The sequence below is a fragment of the Clostridioides sp. ES-S-0049-02 genome (assembly GCF_020658465.1).
Classification (GTDB): Bacteria; Bacillota; Clostridia; order Peptostreptococcales; family Peptostreptococcaceae; genus Clostridioides.
Window position 1 is genome coordinate 875,203 of record NZ_JACVWG010000001.1, and the last position, 17,989, is coordinate 893,191.

General features: G+C 26.4%; 19 protein-coding genes and 1 other annotated feature. Of the genes, 12 read left to right on the forward strand and 7 right to left on the reverse strand.

Annotated elements, in window-relative coordinates; genetic code table 11:
* Positions 1–10 precede the first annotated feature (10 nt).
* Together IC213_RS03880 and IC213_RS03885 are read right to left on the reverse strand one after the other, a co-directional pair.
* Positions 11–478: a DUF2975 domain-containing protein gene (locus tag IC213_RS03880; protein ID WP_227835979.1), complete on the reverse strand. Its 468-nt coding sequence runs from the start codon at positions 476–478 to the stop codon at positions 11–13.
* Positions 479–769: 291 nt separating this feature from the next.
* The gene (locus IC213_RS03885; RefSeq protein WP_227862760.1) at positions 770–1,468 is read right to left on the reverse strand and encodes an alpha/beta hydrolase; all 699 of its coding nucleotides are present in this window, start codon (positions 1,466–1,468) and stop codon (positions 770–772) included.
* Between the two features lie 252 nt (positions 1,469–1,720).
* Here IC213_RS03885 and IC213_RS03890 point away from each other — a divergent pair, with 252 nt between their 5' ends.
* Entirely contained in the window at positions 1,721–2,278 is a 558-nt protein-coding gene (locus IC213_RS03890) for a TetR/AcrR family transcriptional regulator (RefSeq protein ID WP_227435043.1), read from the forward strand.
* 269 nt (positions 2,279–2,547) lie between these two features.
* Here the strand turns inward: IC213_RS03890 and IC213_RS03895 are convergent, their stop codons facing one another.
* Positions 2,548–3,027, reverse strand: coding sequence for a GNAT family N-acetyltransferase (locus IC213_RS03895; protein WP_227835980.1), 480 nt, complete (start codon positions 3,025–3,027; stop codon positions 2,548–2,550).
* 307 nt (positions 3,028–3,334) lie between these two features.
* Between IC213_RS03895 and IC213_RS03900 the strand changes: the two genes are divergently transcribed.
* From IC213_RS03900 to IC213_RS03940, 9 genes are all read left to right on the forward strand, one after another.
* Positions 3,335–4,093 carry an N-acetyltransferase gene (locus IC213_RS03900; RefSeq protein ID WP_227835981.1) on the forward strand — a complete coding sequence of 253 codons (759 nt, stop codon included), beginning with the start codon at positions 3,335–3,337 and terminating at the stop codon, positions 4,091–4,093.
* A 639-nt stretch (positions 4,094–4,732) separates the two neighbouring features.
* A complete protein-coding gene (locus IC213_RS03905) occupies positions 4,733–5,134 on the forward strand; it encodes a hypothetical protein (RefSeq protein WP_227435051.1) in 402 nt (133 codons plus the stop codon).
* 420 nt (positions 5,135–5,554) lie between these two features.
* Positions 5,555–6,055 carry a GNAT family N-acetyltransferase gene (locus tag IC213_RS03910; RefSeq protein WP_227855353.1) on the forward strand — a complete coding sequence of 167 codons (501 nt, stop codon included), beginning with the start codon at positions 5,555–5,557 and terminating at the stop codon, positions 6,053–6,055.
* Between the two features lie 80 nt (positions 6,056–6,135).
* Positions 6,136–6,349, forward strand: a binding site (T-box leader).
* Positions 6,350–6,611: 262 nt separating this feature from the next.
* On the forward strand, positions 6,612–7,646 hold the full coding sequence (gene argC / locus IC213_RS03915) for an N-acetyl-gamma-glutamyl-phosphate reductase (RefSeq protein WP_227482604.1): 1,035 nt from the start codon (positions 6,612–6,614) through the stop codon (positions 7,644–7,646).
* 41 nt (positions 7,647–7,687) lie between these two features.
* Positions 7,688–8,905: a bifunctional glutamate N-acetyltransferase/amino-acid acetyltransferase ArgJ gene (gene argJ / locus IC213_RS03920; RefSeq protein ID WP_227435055.1), complete on the forward strand. Its 1,218-nt coding sequence runs from the start codon at positions 7,688–7,690 to the stop codon at positions 8,903–8,905.
* Between the two features lie 13 nt (positions 8,906–8,918).
* Positions 8,919–9,779, forward strand: coding sequence for an acetylglutamate kinase (gene argB, locus IC213_RS03925; protein WP_227845742.1), 861 nt, complete (start codon positions 8,919–8,921; stop codon positions 9,777–9,779).
* Positions 9,780–9,831: 52 nt separating this feature from the next.
* Positions 9,832–11,025 carry an aspartate aminotransferase family protein gene (locus IC213_RS03930; RefSeq protein WP_255612864.1) on the forward strand — a complete coding sequence of 398 codons (1,194 nt, stop codon included), beginning with the start codon at positions 9,832–9,834 and terminating at the stop codon, positions 11,023–11,025.
* Positions 11,026–11,131: 106 nt separating this feature from the next.
* A complete protein-coding gene (gene argF, locus IC213_RS03935) occupies positions 11,132–12,154 on the forward strand; it encodes an ornithine carbamoyltransferase (RefSeq protein ID WP_227435057.1) in 1,023 nt (340 codons plus the stop codon).
* 124 nt (positions 12,155–12,278) lie between these two features.
* On the forward strand, positions 12,279–12,887 hold the full coding sequence (locus IC213_RS03940) for a DUF4878 domain-containing protein (protein ID WP_227482605.1): 609 nt from the start codon (positions 12,279–12,281) through the stop codon (positions 12,885–12,887).
* Positions 12,888–13,264: 377 nt separating this feature from the next.
* Here the strand turns inward: IC213_RS03940 and IC213_RS03945 are convergent, their stop codons facing one another.
* From IC213_RS03945 to IC213_RS03960, 4 genes are all read right to left on the reverse strand, one after another.
* Positions 13,265–14,482 carry a M20 family metallo-hydrolase gene (locus IC213_RS03945; RefSeq protein WP_227435060.1) on the reverse strand — a complete coding sequence of 406 codons (1,218 nt, stop codon included), beginning with the start codon at positions 14,480–14,482 and terminating at the stop codon, positions 13,265–13,267.
* Positions 14,483–14,712: 230 nt separating this feature from the next.
* Positions 14,713–15,351, reverse strand: coding sequence for an ABC-2 transporter permease (locus IC213_RS03950; protein WP_227435062.1), 639 nt, complete (start codon positions 15,349–15,351; stop codon positions 14,713–14,715).
* A complete protein-coding gene (locus IC213_RS03955) occupies positions 15,351–16,214 on the reverse strand; it encodes an ABC transporter ATP-binding protein (RefSeq protein WP_227482608.1) in 864 nt (287 codons plus the stop codon). Before IC213_RS03955 ends, IC213_RS03950 begins: the two co-directional genes overlap by 1 nt.
* Entirely contained in the window at positions 16,211–16,585 is a 375-nt protein-coding gene (locus tag IC213_RS03960) for a GntR family transcriptional regulator (protein WP_227435065.1), read from the reverse strand. Before IC213_RS03960 ends, IC213_RS03955 begins: the two co-directional genes overlap by 4 nt.
* Positions 16,586–17,008: 423 nt before the next feature.
* Between IC213_RS03960 and IC213_RS03965 the strand changes: the two genes are divergently transcribed.
* Both IC213_RS03965 and IC213_RS03970 read left to right on the forward strand, forming a co-directional pair.
* A complete protein-coding gene (locus IC213_RS03965; protein ID WP_227435067.1) occupies positions 17,009–17,353 on the forward strand; it encodes a replication/maintenance protein RepL in 345 nt (114 codons plus the stop codon).
* Positions 17,354–17,369: 16 nt separating this feature from the next.
* The gene (locus tag IC213_RS03970; RefSeq protein ID WP_227435068.1) at positions 17,370–17,966 is read left to right on the forward strand and encodes a hypothetical protein; all 597 of its coding nucleotides are present in this window, start codon (positions 17,370–17,372) and stop codon (positions 17,964–17,966) included.
* Positions 17,967–17,989: the final 23 nt, after the last annotated feature.

The window sequence follows — 17,989 nt, forward strand, 5'->3', positions numbered from 1 at the left end:
AATATCACCTCTATATCGTTAAATCGTTATCTTCTTTTATTTTTATAGCTTTATTAAATGTTTCAGCAATTACAAAACACATTAGTGAAAAGATAAAAGAGATGACCATAAGTGGTGAAATTCCTCCATTATCAGTTCCAAAAATTCTTATATTGCTGGTATTCAAACTATAACCATTGATACATTCAATTATAGTATTTATCAATAAGCAATATCCCATTATTTTAAATCTCTTAACATTTTCAAGTATAAAAGGTGAGTATTTATTGCTATTAATTATAAAAGTTAGGAATAAAATAACTATGAAATAGTTAGAAAAATACATTATTCTAACTACTAAAATAAATAATTTTTCAAGGTTAAAATCATGTAAAAACATAGGTATCATACACATGAATAGTATACCAGATACACTTAAAATTACTAGTATAAAGTATAGAAATACTGATAGAATATTGTTGAAAATTCTTGTAATCATTAAATACCATCTCCTTAATATAAGTTATATTATTGATTATAATATATAATTTATTGTTTTTCAATAAAAAAATATTGATTAAAATATAAAAATATTATTGTATATATAAATAAGAATATTAAGGTGGTAAGTTTATATGAAAAAGAATATAAGTTCTAAAATGTTGAATAATATTGTGCTAGTTGGAATAATTTTAACTTTATTATCGCTTATTTTAATGATATTAAGGTAAAGTGAATTGATAGAATAATTATTCTAATTTAGAGATAAATAGTAATAATGAAATTATCTTCACTCAAATAAAGTATTTGTCCATTTATTTAATACTTTTAATTGCTCTGGTGTATTAAACCAATGCTCCCCGTTTGCTATAACTGTTAAATTACAATTAAAATGGCGTGTAAATTTCTCTACCACACTTAGTTCTGTAAGTTCGTCATGTTTACCATATAGTATTCTTGTTGTAGTGTTCCATTTAGTAATAGGATGTTTTTTGACATATTGCAGATATTCCCATGAAAGTGTATGACCAAATGAAGTTGGAATAATTAGTTCATGTTTAAGTTGTTCTTCTGATACATTTGCCCAAAACATCATATTAGAAATAAGTTGTTGCATATCGAGAATTGGAGATACAAAAACACACTCTTCCAGATTCTCATTTTCAAAACTTAACATACTAAACCATGCACCAATACTATTTGCATATAATGCAATCTGATTCCAATTAGATTTTGCATATTTCATTATAGCTAATAACTCTGGAACAACATTCCATGGGTCAAACGAAATGTTTTCTTCTTTACGTTCTCCATGTTTAGGTAAATCAATGCTTAAAACCTGCCATCCATGATTAACAGCGATATTAGCAAAAATTTCGGCTTCTTCTTTATAACCACATTGTCCGTGTATATAAATATACAATTTGTTTGAAGGATTTCCCCAAAGAATTGAAGGAATTCCATGAATTTGAAAATATTTCTTTTCCATAAAAATCTCCCTTCAGTTTAATATATAGTATCTATTAAACTATAAAATTATACTGTAATATTCTAATTTAATTACCTATAATACTAATTTAATTAGTTATAATACTAATATAGTTAGTATTATATTAAACTAAAATTAAATTGTCAACATTGCACTCAATATAAAGTTTTTTATAAGTCTTAATTGTTGACGAAGCTAATTAGATTAGTTAAACTAATAAAGTAATTAATTTTAGTTGAGAGAGGTATAATCATGCGTGTTAGTAGAGATATAGTAATACAGGTAGCATCTGATATAGCTGATAAAGATGGGCTTAACAAGCTTTCTTTAAAAGTTGTTGCAGAAAAACTAAGTATACGTACACCTTCTTTATATAATCATATAGAAAGCTTAGATGATTTGTTGAGAGAGGTTGCTCATAATGGTATGAGGAAAATGAATAAACAGATGGAGAAAGTTGCTATTGGTGATTCTGGAGATACAGCTATAAAGTCTGTAAGTATTGCATATTTTAATTTTATAATTGCTCATCCTGGGGTTTATGAAACAATTCAATGGGCTATTTGGCATGGGAACAAAGAAACATCAGAGATATTTGAAGAATATAAATCGCTATTAGAAAAACTTATTCTTTCTTGTAATTTAAGAACAAAGAATATAGATGAAGTATTAAATTTGTTGATGAGTGTGATTCATGGATATTCAACTTTGCAACTTGGAAAAGCTCTTTTAGATTCAGAAGAAGCCATAAAAAGTCTATCTGACACTGTTGATACTGTACTATTAGGTATTCATAAAAAGTATGACTAAATATATCGCTAAATATTAATGTAAATGATAGAATTAATAATCAACATTACATATATATCAATAAATTATAATATAGTTGATTTAATTAATAGATTGGATTAGAAAATAAGAAGTAAAAAAATAAATATTAATGTCTTTGCTAGAAGATTCTTTCGAAGTATATTACTTAAAACTTAAAGAAAAATAGTGTACTTTAAAAATTTAATCTAAAAGCAAATCAACTTTAAAAACTTTAAGTGGATTTGCTTTTGATATATTTCTTTGTTAAATTAATTTGATATTGATAGTTTCATTGGAGTAAAACGTATACCATTGACAATCTGTTCAGCATTAGTATTTTTAAATCCTAATTTATGGTAAACTTCAACAGCATAAGGGGATGAATTTACAGTTACTTCAGTTAAATCATCTATGTTTTCAGTACAATACTTTACACCTATAGCCATTAATTTTTTTGCAACACCACATTTGTGATAATTTTTATCTACAAATAACATACATATATGATTTAGGTCTCTGATAGCTAAAACCCCAATTAACTTTTCACAATCAAAACAGCCCCAAAAGAAAATAGATTTTTCTTTGACTTTTTCAATAATAGAGTTATATTCTATAAATTCATGGAATGACTTAATTCCTTCAGCACAATAATCTGGAGACTCAAATTCTTCAAATACATTCCAAATTAAATTTAATGCACTTCTAATATCAGGTTCTTTTAATTCTCTTATTAGGTACTTTTCACACATTATAAACAACACCTCTATTATTAAAAATTTTTCTTATAATTATATACCTTAAATATATTTATTTCAATATAAATTGTTTTATTAAATTTGAATTTAAAGGTGATTAATAAAACAATCCATATATAATATAGTTAGAACATAAAAATTTATTTAATTTTACATATAATTTAATAATAATGATAAATTTGAAATAATTTAATATAAAATGAAAATATATATGACATATAAGTGTCATATATATAATAGTACAATTAAAGATATAGTATATATATGAAAACTATTTTGTAAAGAGAGAAGGAGAGGTAATATGCAGATTATAGATATAAATTCAAACAATATTGATAATGAACATGTATGTTGTGCAATTACTGAAAAAAAGGGAGAAAACTGTGTTTCTTCTAAAAAATATTGGATGAAAAGTAATTTTGACAAAGGTCTTGTATTTAAAAGATTAGATGAAAGAGGTAAAGTTTTTATAGAATATATACCAGCAGAAAATGCATGGTGTCCTATTACTGCAGATAATTATATGTATATTAATTGTTTCTGGGTATCTGGAAAATTTAAAGGACAAGGATACTCTAATTTATTACTACAAAAATGCATTGATGATGCAAAGTCAAAAGGAAAATATGGGTTAGTTGTACTTTCATCTGAAAAAAAGCTACCATTTTTATCTGATTCTAAGTATTTAAAATATAAAGGATTTTATCTGGCAGATACATCAGAACCAAGTTATGAGTTATTGTATTTTCCATTTACTGATAATGCACCTATTCCATGCTTTAAAGATTGTGTAAAACAAAGTAAATCAAAGGAGAATGGGATAGTTTTATATTACAGTAATCAGTGTCCACATACTGCAAAATATGCTCCTATTTTAAAAAAAATTGCGAATGCTAGAGGTGTTGAAGTAAATCTTATAAAATTTGAAACAGCAAAAGAAGCACAAAATGCTCCTGCACCATTTACTACATATAGTCTTTTTTTCAATGGAGAATTTATAACTAATGAGATACTTTCTGAGAAAAAAATTGAAAAATTTTTAGATAGTAAAGGTTTTTAAAACTTAATTAAAATAAGATATAAATTTAAATCTTCTAGTTTTTGTGCAATTTTTAGGTGTTTGTTTGGACATAAATGAGAATATACATTCCATGTTGTTTCAATTTTTTCATGTCATAAATGTTCTGCTATTGTTAGTATATTTATTCACTAGTCAAATTATAATATTTTACAGAATAACTAAACATTGCAACAAGATGGTTGTGTATTGTTTTTAGATATTTTTGACTGTAATTAACTTTTAATAATTAGTTTTGTCACTTTCTTACATGGGAAGGAATAATTTCATTTATTTGAAAATTTCAAAAGAAAGGAAGTAATTTTAAATCTATTGTAAGCTTTTCATTAATAGTAGTATCCTTTGCTGTTGTTTGAGTTCTTCTATATTTATTCTCCATATACTTATATTAACATTATATGTGTATGTATCAATGTTTTTTATATACTATTTGTGCTATCCATTCAACCTAAAGGAGTGTGATTTTAACACTAAATTGTAAAAGCTTCATATAAATCCTATGATATATTTAAGATATTTTTATAATAATTATAAATTTATATTAATAAACAACTGTAAAGGTGAACTTGCTTATAGTATAATAAATTAATATATTATGCAAAGAGTTAAGGAGAGATACTTATGCAGACTTTAGATGTATACATGAAAAAATTATGTCCACAATATCTAATAAAACATAGTGAAATCGTTGATGAAGTAACTGTTGATGTACGTACATCGATAGAATATGGTAGTATAGCCAAATTAGAACATAATATCTCTGTTATTAATGAAAAAGAATATGACTTCCTGCACAGGAATAAACCCATCGCAGGAATTGTTGTCTTATATGGTTTAATAAAAAATCGTAAAAAAATAAAAGATAGGCTTCTATCTATTAGCGATAACAATAGTAAAAAGATAATAATTGTTTGCTCTAGAGGTAGGCTTCGTAGTCCAATTGTTTGGATGTATTCTAGATATTTAAAAATAGATTCTAAAGTATTAATAAATGGAATACACTCTCTAAAAAATAATTCTTAAACTTATAAAAATATAGATCATTCTCGATATTATGCAACTAATTATCACATATATAGTATCAAGCTAGAATGTATATATATTTACACAAATCTATATGTATTCTCACTTGTTGTTCAACTGTGTTGAATTAATAATGATACTTTTATCAGTTAATTTCCATCAATTTTATTTTCAATAATTACAATTGTAAAATTGAGGATGTTGTAGAAATAAAAAAAGATATTGAGTAGTAAAATTTATGATACTAATATACTTTATAGCCTGTTAGAAAATATAGAACTAATAGAACTAATAAATGAAATTTCATGTGATAGATGAGCTTTTATCAGATTAAAAAGAAAATCAGCAGAAAGACTATTGTTGTGTATGATTAAGAATTCTTTGATAACAATTTTAGTCTTTCTCTTAAAAGGAGAAAAAATGATATTAAAAACAGAAAGATTAACTCTAATTCCACTATCACTTCGTCAACTTGAACTTTGGACTTCCAATAATTCAGAATTAGAAAAGGAATTAGAATTCATTTATTGTGCAGAACCAATGACTGGTTTTTTTTATGATATTGTAAAAGGACAATTAAATATTGCTAAAAAAGATGAAAAAAATATATTGTTTTATACATTTTGGTTTATTATGTTAAATGAAAACCGTACAATTATAGGATTAGCCGATTTTAAAGATGTGCCAAATTCTTATGGTGAAATTGAGATTGGTTATGGATTAGGTGAGGATTATAAAAAACAAGGATATATGACAGAAGCTATTAAAAAGATATGTAGCTGGGGATTAAGTCAACCAAATGTTTCTTCTGTGATAGCTGAAACTGATGCTTACAATACAGATTCACAAAATGTTTTATTAAGATGTGGTTTTAAGTTATATCGTAACTCGGATACAAAATGGTGGAAATTAACAACCTAGAAAAAATTTCCAAAAATTTATAAATAATATTGACAAACTACTAAAAATAAATTATTATATAAAACAACAAGAAAAGAAATTGAAATCCTATGAAAAAGAAAGTAGCATAAAAGGATTTGATAGAGAGCTAGGGATGGTGGAAGCCTAGTAATGAATTTTATTGTGAATAGAGCTTTGGAGGAAGTTACCAGAATTAGTAGTATGGTAATTGGTGAGTCTCGCCTTAAGAGATTAGAGTGGGTAAGATTATCTTATCAATTAGAGTGGTAACGCGGGTGTATATTCGTCTCTTGGTCTTTGACCAAGAGGCTTTTTTAATTTTAAATATACATTTGCAAATACTTTTTAATTCATAAGAATTATTATAATTGTAATTTTACCAATAAGAGTGGTACCGCGGAAATTCGCCTCTTAGCATTATAATGCTAAGGGGCTTTTTATTGTTAGTTAGATAGTTTTAAACTTATATATTATCAAATGATTATTAAATAATAATATTAATTTAAAAAAATAATTCGAAATATTCTTAAAATAATTATAAAACGGAGGAAATAAAATGAGCAAAATAAAAGCTGGAATTATTGGAGCAACTGGATATGTTGGTGTAGAATTACTAAGATTACTAATAAATCATGAAGGAGTAGAAGTTACAGCTATAGGTTCAAATTCATACATTGGCAAAAACATAGTTGATATATACCCAAGTATAGGTTATGAAAACAGTATGACATGTATAGAAAACGAAAAAGTAATTGATATGTGTGATGTTGTATTTACTGCTCTTCCACATGGTGTAAGTGAAAAGTTTGCAATAAAAGCAATTGAATCTAAAAAGAAAGTCATAGATTTAGGTGCTGATTTCAGAATAAAAGATGAAAAAATATATAGTAAATGGTATGGAGTATCTTTTATAGATACAATTTTGCACAAAAAAGCTGTATATGGATTAAGTGAGATATATCAAGAAGATATAAAAAGTGCTGATATAGTTGCAAATCCAGGATGTTATCCTACTAGTATTTCTTTACCATTGATGCCATTATTAAGTTCTAAATTAATAAAAAATAATAATATAATAATTGATTCTAAATCAGGTCTTACAGGAGCTGGTAGAGAGTTATCAACAAGTAGTCATTTTACAGAAGTTAATGAGAATATAACTGCATATAAAATAGGAAAACATAGACATACTCCAGAAATAGAACAAAATCTAAGTGAAGCGTATAAAGAAGATGTAGATGTAGTTTTTACACCAAATCTAATTCCAGTAAATAGAGGGATACTATCAACTATATACTGCATAAAAGAAGATAATGTATCTATAGGTGATATACATAAAAAATTAACTGATTATTATGAATATAAAGAATTTGTAGAAATACTCCCATTAGATAAGATAACCTCTTTAAAAAATGTTGTATATTCAAATAAATGTGTAATATCAGTACATGAAAATAAAGATACATTAATAATCTGTTCAACTATAGACAACATGATTAAAGGGGCAGCAGGGCAAGCCGTACAAAATATGAATATAATGTTTGGAATTGAGGAGACTACAGGCTTAAAGCATATTGCACCAGCATTTTAGGAATAGAAAAATACTAAACTCATATAATTAGGAGGATAAAAATGGAGATTATAAAAGGTGGAGTTACAGTTCCAGAAGGGTTTGTTGCTTCAGGAATTCACTGTGGCTTAAGAAAAAATAAAGAAAAGAGGGACTTAGCTTTAGTTTATTCAGATATTTTATGTGATGCAGCAGCAGTAGTTACTCAAAATAAAGTTAAAGGAAATCCAGTTTATGTAACACAGGAGCATATTAAAAATGGAAAAGCACAAGCGATTATAGTCAATAGTGCTAATGCTAACACATTTAATGGAAAAGAAGGTCTTATAAACGCATATAAAATGGCTAAATTTACTAGTGAAAAATTAAATATTAAAGAAGATGATGTTTTGGTTGCATCTACTGGTGTTATAGGAAAACCACTAAATATAGATTTAATAGAAAAAAATATGGATGAGTTAGTAAGTAATCTCAGTAAACAAGGTCATATTGGAGCAAGAGAAGCAATTATGACAACTGACATTATAAAGAAAGAAATAGCAGTAGCAATAATGTATGGAGATAAAAAAATAACTATTGGAGGTATGGCAAAAGGTTCAGGAATGATACATCCTAATATGGCAACAACATTGGGATTTATAACGACAGATGCAAATATCGATAGCGTTCTCTTAAAAGAAGCTCTAAAAAGTGCAGTTGATAAAAGTTTTAATAGAGTTAGTGTAGATGGAGATACAAGTACTAATGATATGGTAATGATTTTGGCAAATGGAAAAGCGAAAAATGAGAGAATGGATGAAAAAGATGAACATTATCAAGTATTTTTAAGTGCGCTTACATATGTTTGTATAGAACTTGCTAAACTTGTTGCTAAAGATGGAGAAGGATGTACAAAATTAATTGAATGCTATATAAATGGAGCACTAAGTGAAGAACATGCAGTAAAGTTAGCAAAAACAGTTATATCTTCTTCCTTGGTAAAGACAGCTGTATTTGGAGCTGATGCAAATTGGGGAAGAATATTGTGTGCTTTAGGATATGCGGGTGAAGAAATAGATATGGAAAAAGTAGATATTATTTTTGAAAGCATGAAAGGATATATAGAAGTATGTAAACAGGGAAATGGGTTGGATTTTAATGAAGAAAAAGCGAAAAAAATTCTTGAAGATGATGAAATAAGTATATTAGTAGATTTGAACATGGGAAATGCTAGAGGAAATGCATGGGGATGTGATTTAAGTTATGATTATGTAAGAATAAATGGAAGTTATAGAAACTAGGAGGAAATGCTTAATGATTGATATAGAAAAAGCAAATACACTGATAGAAGCTTTACCATATATAGAAAAGCATCAAGGCAAAACTATTGTAGTTAAGTATGGTGGAAGTGCAATGAAAAAAGATGGTTTAAAAGAGTCTGTTATGGAAGACCTTGTACTTATGAGTTATGTTGGAATAAATATAGTTTTAGTACATGGTGGAGGAGCAGAAATCAATAAAATGCTTGCTAAAGTAGATATAGAAAGTAAATTTGTAAATGGGCTTAGATATACAGATGAAGAAACTATGGAAATTGTAAAAATGGTCTTAGCTGGAAAGGTAAATAAAGACTTAGTAAACAAGATACATACAAAAGGCGGAAAAGCAGTAGGGCTTTGTGGGATAGATAATAATATGATTTTATGTGACCCATATAAAAATTATGAACTAGGATTTGTTGGAGAAATAAAGAAAGTAAATGTTGAACTTATAGAATCTTGCTTGAAATCAGGCTATATTTCAGTAATTGCAACTATTGGAGTAGGAGAAGATGGTGAGACCTATAATATAAATGGAGATACAGCAGCATCAGCTATAGCTAAAGAATTAAATGCAGATAAGCTGATACTTCTTACTGATGTGCCAGGTCTTTTAAGAGATCCAGATGAAGAAAAGTCATTGATAACAGAAGTTATACTAGATGATGTTGATAAGCTATTTGATGAAGGTATAATTACTGGTGGCATGATACCTAAGATACATGGATGTGTAGACGCTTTGAATAATGGGGTAAATAGAGTCCATATTTTAGATGGAAGAGTTCCTCATTCTATAATAACAGAGTTATTTACTGATAGTGGAATAGGCACATTAATAAGAAAAGAAAATGAATAAGAAAATAAGTTAAATATAAAAAAGATTATAAACTTAAGTGAGGATGATAAAAATGAAGATAAATAACAATAATATAGTTTCAAAATGGGAGGAATATTTCATAAATACATATAGCCAACCTGATTTTATTATAGACTATGGCGAAGGTAGTTGTTTTTTTGATACTAAAGGCAATAAATATATAGATTTTACAAGCGGATACGGAGTATCTTCTCTTGGATATAGTAATAATAATTTAAAAACTGCTTTAAAGGAGCAAGTGGACAAATTATTACATACATCAAACTTATATTTCAATGGTCCAGTATTGTCTGTAGGAGAAAAAATAATTAATATAAGTGGATTGGATAAAGTATATTTTTGTAACTCTGGAACAGAAGCAAATGAAACTGCTTTTAAAATAGCAAGAAAGTACAGTAGTGATAAATATGGTGAAGGAAGAGGGACAATCATAAGTTTAAAGGATTCTTTTCATGGTAGAACAATGATGTCTTTGATGGCAACTGGTATGGATAAGTATCATAAATATTTTTATCCACTTCCCGAAGGATTTAAATATGTAGAAAAAAACGATATTGAAGATTTTAAAAATAATATTGATTCAACTGTTTGTGCAGTAATTCTTGAAGCAGTTCAAGGTGAAGGTGGAGTTAATGTTCTTGAAAAAGATTATATTTTAGAACTTGTAAAAATATGTAAAGAAAAAGACATAGCAGTAATATTTGATGAAGTTCAATGTGGCATAGCAAGAACGGGGAAACTTTTTGGATATGAATATTTTGATGTAAAACCAGATATTGTTACAATTGCAAAAGGTTTAGGCGCAGGGATACCAATAGGAGGAGTATTAGTAAATGAAAAATTTTCAAAAGTTTTAGGGAAAGGAGACCAAGGTACAACATTTGGAGGGAATTTATTAGCTATGGTGGCAGCTTCTGTTGTGTTAGATGAAATATCTAAAGAAGGATTTTATGAAGATGTGTTAGAAAAAGGAGATTATATAAGAAAATCTATTGAAAATTTTAATAGTACAATCGTAGTAAAGACAAAAGGTATGGGCTTGATGATAGGAATCGAAACTACTATTGAATCTAGCACTATAGAAGAAAAAGCTAGAAAAAAAGGATTACTTATTTTGACTGCTGGAAAGAATGTACTTAGATTTTTACCACCTTTAACTATTAGCTACAAGGAGATAAATGAAGCTCTTGAAATTTTAAAAGATATATTACTAGAAGATAATTAAGTTATTAAAAGATTCATTGTTAGGGTGAGAATTAGAGTAGATAAAAATATATGAAACTAAAAATTTTATAGCATTTAAATAAATTTACAAAAAGGGGAAAATCAATATGAATAATATAAGTTTAAAAGGAAAGAGTTTTTTAACATTAAAGGATTTTACAAAAGAGGAAATTAGATATTTATTAACTTTATCTAGTTATTTAAAAACTAAGAAGAAGGTTGGTATAAAAGGAGATTTATTGCAAGGTAAAAATATAGCATTATTGTTTGAGAAGACATCAACAAGAACTAGATGTTCGTTTGAGGTGGCTGCTCATGATGAAGGTGCTCATGTAACTTATCTAGGACCCAATGACTGCCATATGGGTAAAAAAGAATCTGTATCCGATACAGCAAAAGTTTTAGGAAGATTTTATGATGGTATAGAATTTAGAGGATTTAAACAGGAAACAGTTGAAAGTTTAGCAAAATACTCTGGAGTACCTGTTTGGAATGGCCTTACAGATGAATATCACCCAACTCAAATACTTGCAGATTTTCTAACAGTAATTGAAAATGTAGATAAAGATTTAAATAAAGTTAAATTTGTTTATGTTGGGGATGCTAGAAATAATATGGGTAACTCATTGATGATAGGATGTGCTAAAATGGGAATTCATTTTGTAGCGCTTGCTCCTAAAGAACTTTGGCCAAATGAAAAGTTAGTTGAAGATATGAAAGAAATAGCTAAAAAGTCTAAAGGAGATATATTGTTAACTGAAAATATTGATGATGTAAAGGGTGCTGATGTTATATATACAGATGTATGGGTTTCTATGGGAGAAGAAGAACAATATGAAGCGAGAATAAATCAACTTAAAGATTATCAAGTGAATATGGATATGATAAAGAAAACTGAAAATGAAAATGTTATATTTTTACATTGTCTTCCAGCTTTTCATGATTTAGAAACTAAAGTTGGTCAAGAAATTTATGAAAAGTTTGGATTATCAGAATTAGAGGTTACTGACGAGGTATTTAATTCCAAGTATTCAAAAGTATTTGAAGAGGCAGAAAATAGAATGCATACTATAAAGGCTGTTATGGTTTCTACTATGACTGATGTAAATATGAATAATAATTTAATATAAATATTTTTTAATCTAGATTTATGTTTTGATAAAAGTCATAAATATTCTAAATATATTATTAAAAATCCTCATTATATGTTAAAATAATTTATGTATCAACAAATTAAGAGGGAGGATTTGAGATATGAAAAAAATCATATTACTTTTAACAACTTTTTTATTAGCAATATCTTTGACAGCATGTTCAAGTGCAAAACCAGAAGATACAATCAATAATTTTTTTAGTAGTGCAAAGAAATTTGACTTTGAAGGTATGAACAAAGTTATGGAAAATAATGATGAAAAATATAAGGATATACTAAAAGAATTAGAAACAGAAGACCCAAGTACACAGTATGTTTTAGATTATCTAAAACATAATGCATCTAAAATAACATACACAATAAAAGACAGTGAGATTAAAGATAATAATGCAAAAATTCAAGTAGAGTGTAAGTTTGTAGATTCAACACCATTACTTAAAGAAATAGTGGCTGAAGCATTTACAAAGATGCTTGGCATGAGTTTTTCAGGTCAAGATTTAACAGATGAGAAAACAACTGAAATGTTAGTGTCAATTATGAAAGAAAAGCAAAAAAGTGTTGAAGAAACTTTTGTAACAAAAACTGTAGAGTTTGAATGTACTAAGAAAGATAATAAATGGATAATAAGTTCAGCTAATGATGCACTGGCTGATGTATTATTATCTAATCTTGTTACAGCAGGAGAGGAATTTTCTAACTCTATGAGTTAAGTTGAATATTAAATTGGAACTATAATAAAAAATGAATATATAACATTTATAAGGGATATCAGCTTTGGTATCCTTTATATTTTTAAGGTAAATAGATAAAAATCAATGGAGATATTAAAAATAATTTGAATATTTATTGTCATTATTAGAAAAATATTTACTGTATAATATATATTATTTAAAATGAGATAATTACGAATAGAATGTATAATTATAAGTAAGACATATATCTAATGGAAATGATAGATGTGATATTATTGATGAGAAATCAACTTTTATATAAATAGAATTAGAAGGTAGCAATTAGAGTTAGTTGCTACCTTTTTCATGTTTATTTTCTTTTTTTATACATCAGAATGAAGAGTATTATCGTAAAATTATTTTAGATTAAGATTATCTAGTATTTTTAAAAATATTTTTACTGCAATATCTAAATCATTCACAGTAACATTTTCATTAGGATTATGACTTATGCCTTCAGTACATCTTATAAATACCATGCCTATATCAGTTATATTATCCATTTCTTGAGCATCATGACCAGCGCCACTATAAATATAAAATGGGTTGAGATTTAAATCCACAAAACTTTTTTCTATAACTTTTGTCATTTTATCAGAACATGGTACAGGAACATTTTCAAAAGAGAGTTCACTTGTATAATTAAGTTTTCTATTTTGACATATGCGAGTTATTTCATCAAATATTTTTATTACTGAAGTATCAAGAGTTTCTTGTGAACATGAGCGGACGTCAAGAGTAAAATCAACCCTTTCAGGAACTACATTTGATGATGATGGATAGAAATTCATCTTTCCAACTGTAGCAACTAAATCAGGCGTTATCTTAGCTATATTTTCAATTGATAATACACATTCACAAGCACAACATCCAGCATCAAATCGCATATCCATTGGGAGTGTTCCAGCATGGCCAGATTTGCCATTTACTGATATTTTAAAACTCTTAAATCCTGTAATACTTGAAACAATACCAGCAGGAAGAGCATTGTTTTCTAAGACAGGTCCCTGTTCGATATGGAATTCTAAATAAGCATCAATATCTTTTCTAGGGTGTAAATTTATTAAATTTTTAGTATCAAATCCAAATTTTGTTACAGCTTCTTCAAGCGTAATTCCATTTTCATCAACAGATTTGAGTAGTTCCTCTTTAAAAGTACCAGCAAAAACTTTACTTCCCATTAGAGATGTTTCAAATCTTGTTCCTTCTTCCTCAGCAAATGCAACTAATTTAATATTAAATGGATAAGACTTATTATTATTTATAGATTCTTCAAGTCCAATTAGAGGAACAATTATTCCTAGCATTCCATCAAATATACCTCCACATTTTACACTATCTTGATGAGATGCAACTACTAATGTAGGTGCGTTTAAGAAATTAGATTTATATGTACCTATAATATTTCCAATATCGTCAATTTCAATATCAAGATTCAAATTTTTCATCCAAGAACTTATTAATTCAATCGATTTTTTATGCTCATCAGTTAATATAAGTCTTGTAAGTCCTGTTGTTGTTGAACTTATTTTTCCTAATGTTTGTAAATAATCCATACATCTTTGTCCTAACATGTGTACCCTCCTAAAAATATAATTGTCAACTAAATTTATCAGATAATTATATTATATCAGTATATTTAGAAAATAATAGGATGTTACTGAATAAATAAATAATAAAAAAACAAAAATCCTAGTAGAAATAAATTCATAAAAAACAAAAATACTATCAAATTTTACCCTGATAGTATTTTTATAAAATCTTTTATAAAACCACTTAAATATAAAACTAGTGTTAATATCTTTTACACTTCTTTTTTACAATAAATTTTTGTAGAAATAAAATATGAAATTACAAATAATAAAATCGCAATAAATGGAAGAGAATAAACTAAAGTATTAAGTATAATTTCAATAGAAATACTTGAATTAAATCTTTCCAAAAGACTTTTAAATCCTAATATTGCAGCAGTAGGAAGTAAAAAGCATGCAATCATTAATAAACGAGCTTTTTCTGTACCAAATTTATAAATAAGTGGTAAAATAAGGCTAGCAAAACATACTGAAATTGATAAAATTAATCCTGTAATAACTAAAGTATCATCTAAAACAAGTGTATTTTTAAAATATCCATTAACAATGCTAATAATAAGTGAAAAAAATACACCTATAAAGCTAAATATTAACATAGTTAAATATTTACTTAATACAATAGTGTCACGTTTGATAGGCATTGTAAGTACATAGCTATCCCATTTATTTAAATCATCATATGAAAATGTTGAAACAATCATTGTTGTACATAAAACTATAATAACACCTATAAAACTACTGTTATTTCCATCTCCAACAGAAGAGATATATCCAAATACAATCATAAATAAAATTAGAAATTTTATATTGCTTTTTAAATTAAGTAAGTCCTTTAAAATTAGTCCCTTCATTATTTATCACCTCTCACATAAAATAACATAATTTCTTCAATTGATGTATTATCAACTATAAGGTTTGGATGTTTTGTAATAAATTTATACTTATCTTTAAGTAGTACTTCATATCCAAACTGGCTTTTACGATAATATGAATAATCTTCATTTGTAAGTTTAGCAAAATCATTAGAATTACATTTTAAGATACCCATAGTATCGATTAATTCATCTTTGCTTTCGCTAAATACAATTTTCCCCTTATGTATAAATGTAATATAATCTGCTATTTTGTCTAAATCACTTGTAATATGTGAAGATAAAATAATAGAATGTTCTTCATCTTGTATAAAATCTAAGAATATATCCAATATTTCTTCTCTTACAATAGGGTCAAGTGAACTAGTTGCTTCATCTAATATTAATAACTTTGGTTTATGAGATAAAGCTACAGCAATACTAAGTTTCATTTTATTACCTTTTGAAAATTCTTTAATTAGTTTATTATTTGGAACTCTTAGTTGTTTTAAATATTCTTTAAATAGTCTATCATCCCAGTTTTTATAGATATGGCTCATAATTTTTGAGATATTATTTGTATTTAAATTCTCATGAAAGTTGCTTCCTTCAAATACGACACCAATTTGTTCTTTGATTTCTTTTTCATTTTTTATGTTATCAAGGCCAAAGATTTCAATATTTCCACTATCATAAGATATTAAATTTAAAATTGATTTTAGTGTAGTAGTTTTTCCTGCACCATTTTCACCTACAAATCCCATTATAGAGCCTTTTGGTACTGAAAAAGATACATCTTGTAATGCAAAATTTTTGTAAACTTTGTTTAGGTTTTTTATAGTTATTGCGTCCATAATTATCATTCTCCCTTATATAATAAAAGTAAAATATCTTGTAACTCATTATATGTAATGCCACTACTTTGAGCTGTATCAACTGCTTTTTGTAGGTATTCTTCGATTAAACGAAGTTGTTCTTCTTTAACAAAATCCATATTTTTGCCAGATACGAAACTACCTTTACCAGTAACTGTTTCAATAAATCCATCATGTTCTAAATCACTATATGCTCGTTTTGTAGTAATTACACTTATTCTAAGTTCTTTTGCTAATAATCTCATACTTGGAAGAGCAGTACCTTCTGGCAACTCTCCACTTATAATCATACTTTTAATTTGTGTAGTAATTTGTTCGTATATTGGCTTGCCACTTGAATTACTAATAACTATATTCAATTAAACACCTCCTTAAATTGTATATATAGTATATATACATTATATAAATATATATATACTATGTCAAGTAAACTTACAAAAAAATAATTGGAAATATTATGTGTTTAGTGGTTTTACTCTGTAGAAAAGATTATTTTACTGAGCATATTAAAATTTTTTAAAAAAATTTACAAATATTATTCAAAAATCTTACCAATAAATTGAAAATACTGATTTTAAAAAACAATAAAGTTTAGCTTATAGATAAATAAAAGTTTAGCTTATAGATAAACTTTTGTTATTTTTGTTTTTGACATACATATTTTTTTGTAATATATTTATATTATCAATTAGAGATAAGGAGAGTGAGAAGAGATATTTAATTTAGATAAGGCATTAAAAAAAGATTTAAATCAAGAATACACAGAAAGTAGAAATTTGGTTATGAACAAAAGTAAATATATGAATGTTTGCTTTAAAAATTATATCAAAGTGGCAGAAGGAATGTATACTAAAAGAGATTTAATTCCAATAAAATTAATAAATTCTATGGATAAAAATAATAAGATTAGGAAAACACTACATGAATTATCTTGCGAATTTGAATATCCAAAGACTTCCTTGTCTTCATTGTTTACAGAACTAAAAAAATTAGATTTTTTACAGAAAGTAAAAAATGGTGAGTATATGATAAATCCACATATAGCATATAAAGGAAATAAAGCTGATAAAGAAAGTTTACTAGAAGAATATAATCAGATAAAAAGACCTAATAAGGTTAGTAAATAAGGAAGAAGGTTTTTATATGAGTTTAAAACTTGATAGAAATGTTCTACAGTGGTTTGATTATGTATTTGAAAATGAAGAAACTAGTTTGAGATATTATAATTTTGAATGTACATTAAAAGAGATTAGCCCTACTAGTTTAAACAGAGTAGCATTTATATTAGAAAAAAATAATTCTGAATACTGGAAGTTGTATTTTGAAATACCAGCTGAAGTTACTTTGAAACTTAAACAAAACATTCATCCTTTATTTAGAGAGTATATATATGAACAAATATCACTGTATAACGATAATCAAATTTACAATTTTGTAAATTCAAATTTATTAAAAGTGTTTAATAATATTGCAATTTACCAATATAATCTTTTAGAAAATCTATATACTATTGATTTTAGAAAGAGTTTTATAGATAAGTGCCAATATTTGTTAATAGGTGAAAAAAGACTTATAGATGAAGATTTATATCTAAGAGCAAAATCAAAAGAAGTGTTTGATTTTTTTAATTCAGATGGAACCTTTAATCTGACATTAAGTTTTGACATACAAAAAAATGAAAGTTTGCTTGATAGTCTTTTAGAGCTTAGAAAATCAATAATCATAAATGAGAGAATTTAATTTATTTGGATATAATATTAAAA